Here is a 14,413-nt window from a genome sequence, read left to right as displayed (position 1 = left end):
ATTAATGAATGATTGTCTCTCTTATAGTTTTCATAAACATAAATCTTACTATTAAATTTGTTTTGTGATACGCATAGGCTAGATATATTCTGATGAAGATTCTCAAATAAAAGGATGTCAACTAAAGCTTAAAATCTGACATCTTTCTTGAATGTTGCAAACTGTTGCTTCCACTAATGATGGAGGATTTGATAAATATCATAATAAGAATCTAAATAGCATTTCAAAAAAAGTTTTGAATTTTAATCCCCAACTGACTTTTATTCAGTTGGGTTTTTATTTTTTAAAATAAATTTTCTCAAATCTTTGGCATTTCACAAAAAATCTTGTTGAAGGTTATGAAAGGGGAAATCATCACCCACCTTTGCAGTTGCGAAGGGAGAGGAAATGCATGATAGAACCAAATCGTACCGAGTGGCAAGTTCGCTGTGCATTTAATGCTTTTTGTAAACGAGTATTGAAGAATGAAGCAATCAATATTTACAACGAAAGACAACAGCGACAAGCAAAGGAGATGACATTTTCCGATTTAACTCCACAAGAAGAAAATCAACTCTTTACTTTGGATAAGCAATATGAAGGTGAAGATGGACAAAGTTTTCAAGTGGCTGGAAAGAAAATCACTCCGAAATTACTTGCTGAAGCAATGCGTACTTTGCCAAAAGAAAAGCGTATCACTGTCCTACTATACTATTTCTTTGAGCTGTCTGATGTGGAAATTGGTCAACTACTTGATATTCCACGCAGCACCGTACAGTATAGACGGACAAGTTCTTTTGAACGGTTAAAACGGTTTTTGGAGGAACATGCAAATGACCGGGATGATTAATTCTAATGTTGAAAACAATGAGCGTGGCTTATTGCCGTATCCAATTATTTTAGCTGCAAATAAGGGTGAGCCAGAAGCAATGAAAGTAGTTGTTCTGCATTATGGAAGCTATATAACAAGCTTGTCTATGCGTAAGCTCCGTGATGAACATGGAAACACTTTTTGGGGTATCAATGAAGATACACGTGATCGCTTACGATCGAAGCTTATGCAATCTGTTTTAGTTTTCAAGATTTGATGGAATAATGGTTAGGTTTTCCCTTTCAATAATCATATGTTTGCTCTTTGACAAAGAAAGCACGGAAGATAACTACGTGCAGTATAAACAAAAAATCAGATACGTTCTACTGATGATGAGCCACTTAATTCATACGCCATGACTTTCATTAGAAACGAGCGATAACCTATGAGTCTAATGCAATTGTGGTAGATTGCTGGCGATAACCCATCAGTTAGGATAATGATACTCCCCTATCGTCATGGTTCGAGCGTTTAAAGCGTCGCAAGCTATGAGTAGGGCTGGAAGAAATACTTGCAGGGGTGGAATTCCCGTGGAGCTGTACCAACAGCCGTCTGATTTTTTAATCACTATGGAAGGATGATCGAATATGGTTGATGTTAAAAAGCTTGATAAAAACAAACGTCAAGATAAAAATAGTCATCAATCACCAAACCTTGTAGACATTCGGCATATTCAAATTGACATGGAATTACCTGCATTCGAGCGATTGGAAAAATATCTTCAAGACATCGAAAATCCATACCAGTTTCTATGCGGGCATGTAGCGGTCCATGTTTGCTTTTCTGATGAAGGAAATGATTTGTCTACACAATTAAAACACTATTTTTCAAGCTATAATCACTGAATTTATATTTAATGCGCGATATAATAAAGATGTGATTATAGAGGATTGGAGGAACATGGCACGAGTTAGAAAAAATACAAAAGTTGAAAAGTCACGTCGGCAAATATGGAAGGTTGCGGTTTATATCCGTTTGTCCAAAGATGATGGAAATGATGAAAGTTTAAGTGTTACGAATCAACGAAAAATCATTCAAGAATATCTTGAACATACCTTTGGTGATGAATATGTACTCGTTGACTATTATGTGGATGATGGACAATCTGGTACAACAGATTATGAAAGAATTGATTTTCAACGTATGATACACGATGTTGAAACAGGCAAGGTCAACTGTATTATTTGTAAGACACTTTCAAGGGCTTTTCGTAATTATTCTGACCAAGGCTATTTTTTAGAAAGAGTATTTCCTTTACATGGTACGCGTTTTATTAGCATAGGTGATCCAGTGATTGACACCTATCTGAATCCAGAAGTAATTCAAGGATTGGAAGTTCCAATGGCGGGATTACTAAATGACCGCTATGCCGCACGGACATCAAATGATATTCGTCGGACATTTGATACTAAGCGTCGAAACGGTGAATTTATTGGTGCATTTGCTCCCTATGGGTATAAAAAGAATCCAGAGAATAAAAATCATCTTGTAATAGATGAGGAAGCAGCCCAGATTGTACAGAACATTTATCATTGGTTCGTTCATGATGGCATGAGTAAAGCTGGCATTGTGAAACATTTAAACGAGTTAGGTGTTCCCACACCGAGCGTATATAAACAGCAAAAAGGATTGAAGCATGTTACACCGAATGCTAGTAAAAAAGACGGCATGTGGAGTTTAGGCACAGTATTTCGTATCTTAACCAATCGAGTCTATATTGGCACAATGGTACAAGGACAACAACGAGTGGTTAGTTATAAAATCCGTGAAAAAATCACACCACCAGAAGAAGAATGGTTTGTAGTAGAAAACACACATGAACCTATTATTGAGCCAAGTTTATTTGAAAAAGCTCAAAGTTTAGGACAACGTGATACCCGTACTGCACCATCTAAAAAGAAAGTATATCTTTTTTCTGGCTTCCTTCGTTGCCGAGATTGTGGGATGTATATGACAAAGAAAACCAATCGTAAAAAGACAAAATCAGGGCTAAAGGAATACACTTATTATGTTTGTTCCACCTATTCTGTTAAAAATAAAAACAAATGTACGCGACACAGTATGAAATTAGAAGATATAACGGAAGCCGTATTACGAGCGATTCAAGCCCAAATAGCACTTGTTGATGATATGACCACAATCATTAAGGAAATTAATAAAAGACCAATCATTAAAACCAAATCAAAAGAATTAGAGCGACTGTATAAGGCTAAACAACAACAGCTTGAAAGAATTACAGTAGTTACAGACAATCTGTATATCGATTGGAAATGTGGTGACATTACAAGAGCTGAATACTTGCGCATGAAAGCAAAATTTGAACAGCAAGCTGAGGAATTGAAACAATTCATTGAAAACCTTAAATTAGAAATGATGAATGTCCAAAAAGATACTGGTGTCAACAGTCTCTATCTACAAACATTTTTAAAATACAAGAATATCAAAGCACTTGATCGTGGCTTGTTAGTTGCGTTAATTGATCATATTGATATTCATGAAAATAATGAGATTACGATCCAATTTAACTTTGAAGACCAACATAAACGAATGTTGGAATTTATTCAAGAAAACAAGAAATCACACATGGTAAAAGAAAGCCAAGTGATGTGATAACTTGACTTGGTTTTCTTTCTTCGTATTTTCTTCTATATATTCATGCACCATTTCCACCTAAAAATCCAAACATTTCTTTTTCTGGGATTTTTAACGATAAATGATTAACTGCTGTATCTTTTCCAAATCTTTTTGTTACTTGATTTAACACTAACGTCATTCTGTATCCCCCCCTAAAAGTAACAGTATGATTATAACAAAAACATATCATTCTTTGTTAAGAAAATATAGTTTTGCAATAATTGCGGTAATATTATGGAAGACATAAAGGGCTGTTATTAGAAAGAAACTAAATGAAATGCCATCAAATATAATCACCATACACCATGCAATCATATATATCACAATCATGGCATCCCAAGATCTTGCCTTCATACGGTTCGTCTGTTGATGATAACGTTCAGACCAAAAGCGCAAGCGCCCGTTTAGCGACGTACGGACTGGACTGAGCCGTAGGAGATAAAGGAAACACGACGAACGGAGTGAGTCGATGTTGACTTATCGCACGGAGGTGAAGGAAGTCTCGCTAGTCGCTGGGCGCTGGAGCTGGACGTGGACTTCCCTATGACAAGATTTATAAGCTAAATTCTTATACTTTCACTTATCTTATCAAATAAATGTTTCTTCTTCCCAATATGTTTATTAACAAAGTATACAACAAGCAAAATAATTCCTGCTCCAATGACCCCCATTAACCCCCAAGGATTCGCTAAAAAGGATTCACTCAATATTCTCATCCCCTTCAAAAATAAATAATTCTTCAATCGTACATCCGAATGTCTGGGCGAGTTTATGTGCTAAAACTAAGGAAGGTTTGTATTTTCCTTTTTCAAGTGAAATAATGGTTTGTCTGGAAACTTTTAACCTTTTAGATAATTCTTCTTGTGTGATGTTTAATTCCGTTCTTTTTTCACGAATTAATGTCTTCATCTTCACTCCGCCCCTTACAAATAGTAAAGTTCACTTGACGTTAAGTTTACTTCACAAACTCCTTAATGTCAAGTAGGCTTTACAAATGTTTTAGTTTAAATTTTTCTTGTCTTAATTTATAATAATATTTAGAATATAGCGATTAAACATAAGGAGGCTATGCTATGGGAGAATATACATTAACGCACTAGCGTTGCATAAAAAATAATTGTAGAAGTCAACCATTTAATTTATAGCTTTAATTTAAATGTACAAATTTTCAGATATAAATTATATTTAATTTATGAAAAAAGGTTAACAGGGCTCTAAAGGTAGTCCTTTATCCATTTTCTGAATTTTATATAACATTTTAGATGATTGGGTCATAGGTTAAATCGTCTAAGAGCAAAACATCTCCTAATTCGTATTGTGCAACAGTTACTTGAAAGACCTTTTCGTGATCAAGCCTTCGTCGACCACGGGATGATCGCTCTGGTTCCTTGAATACTTTAGAAATAAGGGTTGTGATGGAGTGAGAACAGAAATCCCGTATCCAACGTAACATTTCCAGCAAGGTCCCTTTATAGCCAATTTTGTTTTTCATTAAAAGGGTTAAACAGAAAGAAATCATTGCCAAATAGATTTGATTATATACCGCATTTTCGCTTTTTCCATATAGTTTTTTAATAACCATATGCTGCTTGACCCATTTGAAAAATAATTCTATCTGCCAGCGGTTGCGGTAGAGATCACTCATTTCCTGTGCACTGACTTTAGCATCATTACACACAATTCGAATCTGATTTCCTTTACTGTCTACAGTTTCAACGAGTTGCAGCGGGTTCTTCATCTTTCCGATCTTTACTACCGCATGACGGGTGATCGGTGAAGAGGAATCAATCGGTAATTCCTCGATGACATGTACGACCGTGTTCGTTTTAATTCGTGTGACAAATCGAATACCTTCTGCACAGTAGGTATCAAACTTTTTAAAATTGAAATAGCCTCGGTCAAATACATGAAGAACGTTTTTATCTAATACGATTAATGAATCTAGCTGTGTTTCATCTGCAGGTCTTGCAGGTGTGAGAATGACTTCATTTGGGTAAGAAATGCCCTCGCAAAAAGTAATGGAAGTATGCATTTTCACACCCGATTTTGTATCTCGAAAATCTGCCCATTCATATTGACTAAGGCACATCGAAATCGTTGATGAATCAATCAGATGAAGCTTTCCAAGTGCTTTGCCTGCCGTTTTTGGTCCAAGTATGCGGTGCAGTTTTTGAATTAGATGATGCAGGATAACCTGGAAAATCTCGGATGGTATATCCCCATTTTTTCGAGATAGCTGTGATTTACTAATGCTTTCTATGCCAACCAATCTTTGGACGGTTTTCTTGCGTTTTATCGTGTCACTTATCCGCTGAAGGTTATCTAGTTGCTTCAATTGCGCATAAATAAACGTGTTCATAAACGTAAGCACATCAAACTTTTTGACATATTTGTCAATCTTGGCGTGATCAATCATTTTTTGTATTATTTTTGAATCTAATGGATGAATGTATTCCTTGAATACAGTTTTTATGGTATGATTGTCCATGGTTATCTCCTTATAGTTAGGGATTTGGACAGGACTATCATACCCTAATTATAAGGTTTTTTTATGGATTTTTGTAGTGAAAGTTCCTATTATTAATAATATTGACATAAAATGTTTCGCTTGACTTTTTACCGAAAACTTTATGCAACGCTAGTGACATTAACGGTATTCAGTAAATCCGGGGAAAAATTATTAGATGAAAAATTTACAGCACAAAATAATGAGGAAGCAAAAGCAATCGGACAACAACAATTGGAAGAGAAAGGTTATAGTGAATATACACATCGCTGTGTGTCACCTGAAGCTAAATTAGTTTTATTCCATAGGTAAAGAAACGACTTCACATGGTGAAGTCGTTTCTCGTATTACTGATGATCCGGATTTCCATAAAGCTCTTCTAATGGTTTTGTAATAATTTTACTAATATCATTAATTAAAAGATTTAGTTGTTGTTCATCTTCCATTAGTTTAGAAATATCACTATGTTGTTGTACTTCTTCTACAACTGTGCGAGCTTGTTCTACTTCTTCTTCCGTTATATCTAATCCTTGCATTTGTTTTTCTTGTAATTGCATTTGTGTATCGCGAAAACGTTCAAATAATTGTTTTGCTTGTGGATTACTCATTACTGCTTCAAAGGAATTTTTTAAATGATTAAATTCCTCACTTTCTCGAATTGCTTTCTCCAAATCGTACGCACTATCATGAATATTAGCCAAAAACGTACCCTCCTAGATTTTTATTCTTATCCACTATATCAAACGTGATTTCCCATGTATACCCATAAGTCATTATTTAATTTCAATGAATCACCACTACCATGTTAAAATGGATATATATGATAGAAAAGAGGAATTACATGTATATGAATGATCTAAAGAAAATATTCCCATCTTTATGCTATAAAGATGAAGGAGTTAATATTCCAGAAAAATATAGTTGGTTTATAACAGATGATCATAAAATAATTGGGATTGATAAAAAGGAACTAACCCATAAAGATGAAGAAATATTATCGGCTTTTCTTACACCATACCATATTTTTATTCCTCAACCTACAGAATTAGAACAAATTTGGAATCAACGAATTCATACTAATACTAATAATGAATATGTTAATACATTTCGTTTTGTTTATTTTTCTACAAAGAACACTCCAATGGAACCAAAACTATTTAAAGAAGCAATACATAATTTCTATACAAACCCTGTAGCAATCATGTGGGAAAACGATCATCAAGGGGTTATCATCGAAGAAAAACCTAACATTTCGGATGAATCGATATCCTATGAACAAATGATTGACGTATTAATGAGCGATTTATATATAAACATACGCTTTTGCATCGGACCATATATGAATAAGTTGGAAAGATTAAATGATTTTTATACAACTTTTATAAAGGAAGCTAATATTGCATTTCACTATACAGACCAATCAGTTGTTACGTATGTTGATGCGATTCCCTATCTTCTGATCCACCAAGCAGAAAAGGAATTTTTACAAAAAACGAAAGATATGATATTAGGCGAATTGACAAATGATCAAGATCTACTCCATTCCATTAAGGTATTTATTCTAAGTAATCAAAATGTAACTACTGCTGCAAAAAAACTACATTTACATCGCAATAGCTTACAATATCGATTAGATAAATTTATTGATAAAACCGGTATAGATGTTAGACAATTCAGTGGTGCAATGGCTGTATATTTAGCGATATTGTCCATGGTGCACAAGAAATAGTCTATTCTTTGTGCACGTCTACCATTTTCAGAATTCTCCATAAACCATACAATATAATTAACCGCTTACACCAAATTGGAGGTAATAAAAATGGCTGAATTAAGATTAGAACATATACAAAAAAAATATGATAAAGAAGTAGTTGCAGTAAAGGACTTCAATCTACATATCAAAGACAAAGAATTTATCGTCTTCGTAGGTCCTTCTGGTTGTGGTAAATCTACTACACTACGTATGGTTGCTGGATTGGAAGAAATCTCAGGTGGAGATTTTTATATTGATGGTAAACGTATGAACGATGTTGCTCCTAAAGATCGTGATATCGCGATGGTATTCCAAAACTATGCTCTTTATCCACATATGTCTGTATTTGATAATATGGCGTTTGGATTAAAACTACGTAAATTTAGCAAAGAGGAAATTAACAAACGTGTGAATAATGCGGCCAAAATTTTAGGCCTTGAAGCTTATTTAGACCGTAAACCAAAGGCCCTTTCAGGTGGTCAACGTCAACGTGTTGCTCTTGGTCGTGCAATAGTAAGAGATGCAAAAGTATTCTTAATGGACGAGCCTTTATCAAACCTAGATGCAAAACTTCGTGTTCAAATGCGTGCTGAAATTCAAAAACTACACCAAAGATTACAAACAACTACCATTTATGTAACACATGATCAAACAGAAGCGATGACAATGGCTACACGGCTTGTAGTTATGAAAGATGGAATAATCCAACAAATCGGTTCACCAAAAGAAGTTTATGATCTTCCTGAAAATGTATTTGTTGCCGGATTTATTGGGTCGCCCGCAATGAACTTCTTTCATGGTAAAATAACAGACGGTTATTTTGAAATAGGAGACGTTAAAATAAAAGTTCCAGAAGGTAGAATGAAATCGTTACGTGAACAAGGATATACAAATAAAGACGTTATTTTAGGTATGCGTCCAGAAGATATCCATGACGAGCCGGCATTCATCGCTGCCTCTCCTGAAACAAAACTCAATGTAAAAATTGATGTATCAGAACTAATGGGGGCTGAATCCTATCTATATTCTTCCGTAGCTGGCCAAGAATTTGTTGCCCGAGTAGATTCACGTTCCAATATCAATGGTGGAGATCAAATTGATTTGGCATTTGATATGAACCGTGTACATTTCTTTGATGCAGAAACAGAAAGCCGTATTAAATAAGTTTTAATCAAAAATCGAGTACATGGTGCTCGATTTTTTGACGCCCCTCTAAAAAGAGGAAAGCCTTTGCTTTCCTCTTATGCCATTTCTATATTAAATTTATTGTCCACCATTTAGTTGTTGTTGAGCTGTGTGTACTAGACGTTTTGTAATTTCTCCACCAACAGAACCGTTAGCACGAGAAGTAGTGTCTGCACCTAAGTTCACACCAAATTCAGATGCGATTTCAACCTTCATTTGGTTTAGAGCTTGCTCAACCCCAGGAACTAATAATTGGTTAGAATTGTTGCTTGCCATTTTTATCTCACCTCCTTGTTTGTTGTATTTCTATTGTCTGTTATTTTTATAAATCCTATTACAAAAAAACATTGGTAAAATGTAGATATAATTCCAATTCAACAGCTACTACAAAAAATAAACGCTTGGAGTAAACTTTCTATTACTCCAAGCGTTTGCTATTCATTATTTAGGATGTGTCATTTCTTCCGGTTTTACAAATTCATCAAATTCTTCCGCTGTCAGCAATCCTAATTTAACAGCGGTTTCTTTTAATGTTGAGTTTTCATTAAATGCTGTTTTAGCAATTTTTGCTGCATTTTCATATCCAATATGTGGATTTAATGCAGTTACTAGCATTAAGGAATCATTTAAATTCTTTTCAATTTGTTCATGGTTTGGTTCGATTCCTTGAGCACAACGCTCATCAAAAGAAAGAATACTATCAGCAAGTAATTGACAAGATTGTAAGAAGTTATAAGCAATAACTGGTTTGAATACATTTAATTCAAAGTTACCTTGGCTTGCTGCAAAGCCAATTGTAGCATCATTACCCATTACTTGTGCAGACACCATTGTAACTGCTTCACTTTGAGTTGGATTAACTTTACCAGGCATTATCGAGCTTCCTGGTTCATTCGCTGGTATGGTAATTTCCCCAATTCCGCAACGTGGGCCACTTGCTAACCACCGGACATCATTAGCAATCTTCATCATGTCCGCAGCAAGACCTTTTAGTGCACCATGAGCATATACAGATTCGTCATGACTGGTTAAAGAATGAAACTTGTTTGGCGCGGAAACAAATGTTTTTCCAGTAAATTCACTAATCGCCTGACATACACGTTCTGAGAATTCAGGATGTGCATTTAGGCCTGTACCAACTGCTGTTCCCCCAATTGCTAATTCTTTAATATGCTCAACACTTTCCTTAATCATCATTTCTGATTTTTCAAGCATACGATGCCATCCACTAATTTCTTGTCCTAATGTTAGTGGTGTAGCATCTTGAAGGTGAGTTCGTCCAATTTTTACGATATCAGAAAACGCATCGATTTTTCCTTTAAGTGTATTTTTTAATGTTTTCACAGCAGGAAGTACTTCATCTTCTAATTTTAATACGAAAGCAACATGCATAGCTGTTGGGTATGTATCATTAGAACTTTGTGATTTATTTACATCATCATTAGGATGAAGGATTAAATCGCTACCATTTTCTAATAGCCATTTATTTCCAACATGTGCGATTACTTCATTGACATTCATATTCGATTGTGTACCACTGCCAGTTTGCCAAACTACTAATGGGAAATGGTCATCTATTTTCCCTTCAATAATTTGATCTGCTGCATAGGCAATAGCTTCGGCCTTTTTACTATCTAATAAACCTAGATCACTATTAGCTTTTGCCGCACTTTTCTTCAAAATCGCAAATGCACGAACAACTTCTTTTGGCATTAATTCATTTCCAATAGGAAAGTTTTGTTTACTACGTTGTGTTTGTGCACCCCAGAATTTGTCTGCTGGTACATTAATTTCCCCTAATGTATCTCTTTCAACACGGTATTCCATCCTGTAATTCCTCCCCTATGTTACTTTTACTATCAACTATATTGTAACAAATTTCATAACAAATAAGGTACTAAATATACTAGGTTTAAGGTAATTTTATAAAGAAGTTGGATAAAAAACTACAAAAAGCCCCACCAATAATGGCGAGGCTTCCTATTTTTCTACTCCCAAACGTAGTCCATATACACTTGGCTATATTTTAAAAATTCATCTTTATTATCTGTCTCAATCGAATAATGGATCTTGTCCAATATTTTTTGTTTATTCCAGTTAAAGCAAATCTCATCCAACATTAACTGTGCATTTAAACCAAACTCATAAGGGATTTCTTTTCTTGCATAAAGTTCCGTACCTGCATAGCGACGAAAGTTGTATATTACTTTTTGTTGTTTCAAGAGAACTCCCCCTTAACCTTTTTAATATTATAATAATTTTTTAGAAAAATCTCAACACTTATTTTTACAAATACATGATGACTTTTGATTCATAATAAGTAAGGTATTTATTTCATTCCCTGTAATCATAATAATTAAACTTCTTACATATCCTGTCTTTTCTTTAGACTATGAAATTTACATATGAGAGAATTTAGGTAACAACATAGCGGAGGAAATAAGATGAATTACGCAGATAACTTAAAGCAGGCTGAAAAAGGAGCATGGATAAGCATAATAGCTTATATCACTCTTTCTATTATAAAATTGCTTATTGCTTATGTTGGTGACTCTGATGCCTTACGTGCTGATGGATTAAATAATGCAACAGATGTTATCGCATCAATAGCCGTCTTAGTTGGATTGAAAATTTCCCGTAAACCACCTGATAACGATCATCCATATGGTCATTACCGGGTCGAAACGATTGCCTCCTTATTTGCAGCTTTTATTATGGCGTTTATAGGGATACAGGTTATTTTCGATACATTCCAAAAAGTCATTTCTAATAAAGTGTCGGAGGCTCCCAATTTATTAACTGCTTGGACAGCTCTAGGTGCGGCTATTGTTATGTTTTTTGTTTACCAGTTCAATGTTAAACTTGCTAAGAAAATAGAAAGTAGCTCATTGAATGCAGCCGCACAAGATAATAAATCAGATGCTCTAGTAAGTATTGGAGCATTTGTAGGAATTATCGGTGCGCAATTTGGACTATTCTGGCTTGACCCGCTTGCAGGCTTTGTTGTGGGAATCATCATTTGTAAAACAGCTTTGGATATTTTCAGGGAAGCAACCCTCACTCTGACAGATGGTTTTGAAGAGGATAGATTAAAAGAGATTCAAGCAAGTATTGAAAAAGTGAAGGAAGTAAAAGAAGTGATTGATGTGAAAGGGAGAATCCACGGAAATCAATCACTTTTAGATGTAACCATATTAGTTGATCCCAATTTAAATGTCATTCAAAGCCATCGCATAACCGAAGATATTGAAAATTACTTGTATGACCAACATAAAATAACTTATGTGCATATCCATATCGAACCATACTGTAAATAGGCTGTTCAAAATAACAGCCTATTTAACTATTCATGTATAATTGACACTAGTTTTCTTAATCCATCTAATAATCTTGGGGATGGTCTACAAAATAGTGATTCCTCTAAAACATGAATCTTTTTATTTTTTATTGCTGGCATCTCACTCCATCCCGGTCTTTTGATCACCAATTCCGGGCGCATTTTTTCCTCTTTCACCCCCACCCATACCATACAAATATGGTCTGGATTTCGTTCTTTTACATCATCCCAATCTGTCTGAACACTTGCGACTTTTTCTGATGAGAAAATATTCTCTCCACCAGCTATTTCACTAATTTCAGACAGCCAGTTCAATCCACCTGGAGTAAATATTGGTTTAGGCCACCATTCCCAGTATAATTTAGTTTTTTTCTCATTTGATTGAAATTTATTTCTAATCCCTTCTATATCACCTAAGAATTGTTTAGCCTTTTCTTCACCTAAGTCGCTAAACCCTAGTGCTTCCCCCACTGTTTGAATGTCCTTTGCAATCTCTTGGAGTGAATTTGGATTTAAAATAATATATGGTATCTTTCTTTCATCCAATGCTTTAATGTTCTTCTCCATACCAGGCACACTTAAAGAAGCAAGTACAAGATCGGGTTTCATATCCTCCACCTTATCCATATCTATAGAGAGGTCTGGACCAACCTTTGGTAAATTTTGAATAGATGCTGGCCAGTCCGAATAATTATCCACCCCTACTAAAACTTTAGTTAATCCTAAATAGGCTACAATCTCTGTGTTACTCGGACAAATCGATACAACTCGCATAAAATTTCTCCTCTCATTTTTAACTTTATAAAGAAACGTCCAGAAAATGCTAGGTCTAAAAATCTGCATTTTCTGGACGTTGAATAGATATATTATTTAGCAGTAAGAAAAGAGTAAACTTTCTTCCTGTAGCGAATGTTAAGCTTTCTAATCTTGATCTGTTATGATAAGTGGACCATCTTTTGTAATGACAATTGTATGTTCATACTGTGCAGAACGGCCTTTATCAACTGTTCTTGCTGTCCAACCGTTCGAATCCATCTTACTTCTCCAATCACCTTCGTTAATCATTGGCTCGATTGTAATAACCATTCCTTCTTTTAGGCGCATTCCTTTATTTGGCAAACCAAAATGTGGGATGTGTGGATCTTCGTGAAGGGTAGGGCCAATTCCATGCCCAGTAAAGTCACGGACAACTGAAAAACCTTCAGCTTCTGCAAAAGTTTGGATAGCATGACCAATATCACCAATGCGATTTCCAACTTGTGCCTGCTCAATTCCTTTATAAAGGGATTCTTTTGTTACAGCCATTAAGTGTTTCCCTTTTTCATCTACGTTTCCAACTGCATATGTCCAAGCTGAATCTGCCAATCCCCCATCTATATTCACTACCATATCAATGGTTACGATATCTCCATCTTTCAGTTTCTCATTTCGGGGAAAACCATGACATATTTCATCGTTTATGGAGGCACATGTTGCATATTCATAGCCATTATATCCCTTTTGCTCAGGAGTTGCTCCATTCTTAGTTAGAAAATCTTCGACAAAAGCATCAATCTCCATTGTTGTAATACCAGGTCTAATCATTTTTGCTATTTCTTTATGTGTTTTAACAAGCAAATCGCCTGCCGCTTGCATCTTCTCAATTTCACGTTTACTTTTACGAGTAATCAACTATCTTCTTCCTTTCTTTTGGCAGATTGGAAAATATATAAAATTTTTCTCCTGCATAAGTACAACTAAGATACTTCTTAGCTTCTTACTTCTATATAAAAGCTATACCTAACTAATTATCGATACCACATAAATTTTATCATAAAGTTAAACTTCTTGCAGATTTTATGGATTTACTTTAGTGACCGACTTCCATCAATGGGGGGTTCCTTCATCCCCCACTGATAGTTAGTCGCACTTACCGAACCTCCTACCTACCTTTTTTGTCCCTCAGAAGCTTGAAAATGCAGTGGGTTACCCACTGCATTTTTTCTTAATATACGCATCCTCCTGTATAGGAAGTACCAATAATAATTAGAAGGATAAATAGAACGACTAACAGCGCAAAGCCTGAGCCGAAACCTCCAAAAAATTCTTTACTCATAACTTTCCCTCCCTCTTTTAAAGGCTAATTTACTATATTCAATTAGAATTCAA

Annotated in this window: 18 protein-coding genes and 1 pseudogene; 8 read left to right on the top strand and 11 right to left on the bottom strand. The window is 35.1% G+C overall.

The genetic code is table 11. From position 1 onward, the window contains the following. The first annotated feature begins 391 nt into the window (after nucleotides 1-391). The 4 genes from MHI02_RS07155 (at nucleotide 392) to MHI02_RS07140 (ending at nucleotide 3,460) form a co-directional block, all read left to right on the top strand. The gene (locus tag MHI02_RS07155) at nucleotides 392-829 is read left to right on the top strand and encodes an RNA polymerase sigma factor (RefSeq protein ID WP_047185280.1); all 438 of its coding nucleotides are present in this window, start codon (nucleotides 392-394) and stop codon (nucleotides 827-829) included. Further along, the gene (locus MHI02_RS07150) at nucleotides 813-1,067 is read left to right on the top strand and encodes a helix-turn-helix domain-containing protein (protein ID WP_047185279.1); all 255 of its coding nucleotides are present in this window, start codon (nucleotides 813-815) and stop codon (nucleotides 1,065-1,067) included. Before MHI02_RS07155 ends, MHI02_RS07150 begins: the two co-directional genes overlap by 17 nt. 370 nt (nucleotides 1,068-1,437) lie before the next feature. Further along, nucleotides 1,438-1,695, top strand: a complete 258-nt coding sequence (locus MHI02_RS07145) for a DUF6870 family protein (RefSeq protein WP_047185278.1) — start codon at nucleotides 1,438-1,440, stop codon at nucleotides 1,693-1,695. Between the two features lie 55 nt (nucleotides 1,696-1,750). Beyond that, on the top strand, nucleotides 1,751-3,460 hold the full coding sequence (locus MHI02_RS07140; RefSeq protein WP_341165788.1) for a recombinase family protein: 1,710 nt from the start codon (nucleotides 1,751-1,753) through the stop codon (nucleotides 3,458-3,460). 46 nt (nucleotides 3,461-3,506) lie between these two features. Here MHI02_RS07140 and MHI02_RS07135 read toward each other — a convergent pair. The 4 genes and pseudogenes from MHI02_RS07135 to MHI02_RS07120 all read right to left on the bottom strand — a co-directional run. Then, a pseudogene (locus MHI02_RS07135) lies at nucleotides 3,507-3,623 on the bottom strand (sodium ABC transporter ATP-binding protein); the annotation flags it as partial. 421 nt (nucleotides 3,624-4,044) lie between these two features. Then, nucleotides 4,045-4,191, bottom strand: coding sequence for a hypothetical protein (locus MHI02_RS07130; RefSeq protein ID WP_157851580.1), 147 nt, complete (start codon nucleotides 4,189-4,191; stop codon nucleotides 4,045-4,047). After that, a complete protein-coding gene (locus tag MHI02_RS07125; RefSeq protein WP_047185276.1) occupies nucleotides 4,184-4,393 on the bottom strand; it encodes a helix-turn-helix transcriptional regulator in 210 nt (69 codons plus the stop codon). The genes MHI02_RS07130 and MHI02_RS07125 overlap by 8 nt, the downstream gene beginning before the upstream one ends. A gap of 349 nt (nucleotides 4,394-4,742) precedes the next feature. Continuing rightward, nucleotides 4,743-5,972, bottom strand: a complete 1,230-nt coding sequence (locus MHI02_RS07120) for an IS4 family transposase (protein WP_341165787.1) — start codon at nucleotides 5,970-5,972, stop codon at nucleotides 4,743-4,745. A 111-nt stretch (nucleotides 5,973-6,083) separates the two neighbouring features. Between MHI02_RS07120 and MHI02_RS07115 the strand changes: the two genes are divergently transcribed. Continuing rightward, nucleotides 6,084-6,302, top strand: coding sequence for a YhzD family protein (locus tag MHI02_RS07115; protein WP_341165786.1), 219 nt, complete (start codon nucleotides 6,084-6,086; stop codon nucleotides 6,300-6,302). A gap of 35 nt (nucleotides 6,303-6,337) precedes the next feature. Here MHI02_RS07115 and MHI02_RS07110 read toward each other — a convergent pair whose 3' ends face one another. Next, nucleotides 6,338-6,691 (bottom strand): YlbF family regulator, encoded by a 354-nt coding sequence (locus MHI02_RS07110; RefSeq protein WP_047185274.1) that lies wholly within the window; start codon nucleotides 6,689-6,691, stop codon nucleotides 6,338-6,340. Between the two features lie 140 nt (nucleotides 6,692-6,831). On the opposite strand from MHI02_RS07110, the gene MHI02_RS07105 reads away from it, so the two are divergent. Then, nucleotides 6,832-7,719, top strand: coding sequence for a PucR family transcriptional regulator (locus MHI02_RS07105; protein ID WP_060667487.1), 888 nt, complete (start codon nucleotides 6,832-6,834; stop codon nucleotides 7,717-7,719). A gap of 90 nt (nucleotides 7,720-7,809) precedes the next feature. Further along, entirely contained in the window at nucleotides 7,810-8,907 is a 1,098-nt protein-coding gene (locus MHI02_RS07100; protein ID WP_047185273.1) for an ABC transporter ATP-binding protein, read from the top strand. 99 nt (nucleotides 8,908-9,006) lie between these two features. Here the strand turns inward: MHI02_RS07100 and MHI02_RS07095 are convergent, their stop codons facing one another. The 3 genes from MHI02_RS07095 to MHI02_RS07085 all read right to left on the bottom strand — a co-directional run bounded on the left by MHI02_RS07095 (nucleotide 9,007) and on the right by MHI02_RS07085 (nucleotide 11,150). Next, complete coding sequence (locus tag MHI02_RS07095; protein ID WP_047185272.1) at nucleotides 9,007-9,204, bottom strand: alpha/beta-type small acid-soluble spore protein; 198 nt, start codon at nucleotides 9,202-9,204, stop codon at nucleotides 9,007-9,009. A gap of 165 nt (nucleotides 9,205-9,369) precedes the next feature. After that, on the bottom strand, nucleotides 9,370-10,755 hold the full coding sequence (gene fumC, locus MHI02_RS07090) for a class II fumarate hydratase (RefSeq protein ID WP_047185271.1): 1,386 nt from the start codon (nucleotides 10,753-10,755) through the stop codon (nucleotides 9,370-9,372). Nucleotides 10,756-10,916: 161 nt separating this feature from the next. Further along, the gene (locus tag MHI02_RS07085) at nucleotides 10,917-11,150 is read right to left on the bottom strand and encodes a hypothetical protein (RefSeq protein ID WP_047185270.1); all 234 of its coding nucleotides are present in this window, start codon (nucleotides 11,148-11,150) and stop codon (nucleotides 10,917-10,919) included. Nucleotides 11,151-11,372: 222 nt separating this feature from the next. Here MHI02_RS07085 and MHI02_RS07080 point away from each other — a divergent pair, with 222 nt between their 5' ends. Continuing rightward, nucleotides 11,373-12,245 (top strand): cation diffusion facilitator family transporter, encoded by an 873-nt coding sequence (locus tag MHI02_RS07080; RefSeq protein WP_047185269.1) that lies wholly within the window; start codon nucleotides 11,373-11,375, stop codon nucleotides 12,243-12,245. A 26-nt stretch (nucleotides 12,246-12,271) separates the two neighbouring features. Here MHI02_RS07080 and MHI02_RS07075 read toward each other — a convergent pair whose 3' ends face one another. From MHI02_RS07075 to MHI02_RS07065, 3 genes are all read right to left on the bottom strand, one after another. Beyond that, nucleotides 12,272-13,039 (bottom strand): cobalamin-binding protein, encoded by a 768-nt coding sequence (locus MHI02_RS07075; protein WP_060667489.1) that lies wholly within the window; start codon nucleotides 13,037-13,039, stop codon nucleotides 12,272-12,274. A 147-nt stretch (nucleotides 13,040-13,186) separates the two neighbouring features. Further along, nucleotides 13,187-13,936: a type I methionyl aminopeptidase gene (map, locus tag MHI02_RS07070; RefSeq protein ID WP_047185267.1), complete on the bottom strand. Its 750-nt coding sequence runs from the start codon at nucleotides 13,934-13,936 to the stop codon at nucleotides 13,187-13,189. Nucleotides 13,937-14,249: 313 nt separating this feature from the next. Further along, nucleotides 14,250-14,360, bottom strand: a complete 111-nt coding sequence (locus MHI02_RS07065) for a YjcZ family sporulation protein (RefSeq protein ID WP_047185266.1) — start codon at nucleotides 14,358-14,360, stop codon at nucleotides 14,250-14,252. Nucleotides 14,361-14,413 lie beyond the last annotated feature (53 nt).

It is taken from the genome of Oceanobacillus sp. FSL K6-0118, assembly GCF_038006665.1.
Lineage (GTDB): Bacteria > Bacillota > Bacilli > Bacillales > Amphibacillaceae > Oceanobacillus > Oceanobacillus caeni.
The sequence above is the reverse complement of the archived record's forward strand: the minus strand, read 5'-3'. Positions and strand labels throughout refer to the sequence as shown.

Bases quoted from the DNA above. Each gene is read 5' to 3' on its own strand.
- MHI02_RS07145 (WP_047185278.1), top strand. From the start codon at position 1,438: ATGGTTGATGTTAAAAAGCTTGATAAAAACAAACGTCAAGATAAAAAT.
- MHI02_RS07095 (WP_047185272.1), bottom strand. From the start codon at position 9,204: ATGGCAAGCAACAATTCTAACCAATTATTAGTTCCTGGGGTTGAGCAA.
- MHI02_RS07065 (WP_047185266.1), bottom strand. From the start codon at position 14,360: ATGAGTAAAGAATTTTTTGGAGGTTTCGGCTCAGGCTTTGCGCTGTTA.
- MHI02_RS07080 (WP_047185269.1), top strand. From the start codon at position 11,373: ATGAATTACGCAGATAACTTAAAGCAGGCTGAAAAAGGAGCATGGATA.
- MHI02_RS07155 (WP_047185280.1), top strand. From the start codon at position 392: ATGATAGAACCAAATCGTACCGAGTGGCAAGTTCGCTGTGCATTTAAT.
- fumC (WP_047185271.1), bottom strand. From the start codon at position 10,755: ATGGAATACCGTGTTGAAAGAGATACATTAGGGGAAATTAATGTACCA.
- MHI02_RS07115 (WP_341165786.1), top strand. From the start codon at position 6,084: ATGTTTCGCTTGACTTTTTACCGAAAACTTTATGCAACGCTAGTGACA.
- MHI02_RS07105 (WP_060667487.1), top strand. From the start codon at position 6,832: ATGTATATGAATGATCTAAAGAAAATATTCCCATCTTTATGCTATAAA.
- MHI02_RS07075 (WP_060667489.1), bottom strand. From the start codon at position 13,039: ATGCGAGTTGTATCGATTTGTCCGAGTAACACAGAGATTGTAGCCTAT.
- MHI02_RS07125 (WP_047185276.1), bottom strand. From the start codon at position 4,393: ATGAAGACATTAATTCGTGAAAAAAGAACGGAATTAAACATCACACAA.
- MHI02_RS07100 (WP_047185273.1), top strand. From the start codon at position 7,810: ATGGCTGAATTAAGATTAGAACATATACAAAAAAAATATGATAAAGAA.
- MHI02_RS07120 (WP_341165787.1), bottom strand. From the start codon at position 5,972: ATGGACAATCATACCATAAAAACTGTATTCAAGGAATACATTCATCCA.
- MHI02_RS07140 (WP_341165788.1), top strand. From the start codon at position 1,751: ATGGCACGAGTTAGAAAAAATACAAAAGTTGAAAAGTCACGTCGGCAA.
- MHI02_RS07150 (WP_047185279.1), top strand. From the start codon at position 813: ATGACCGGGATGATTAATTCTAATGTTGAAAACAATGAGCGTGGCTTA.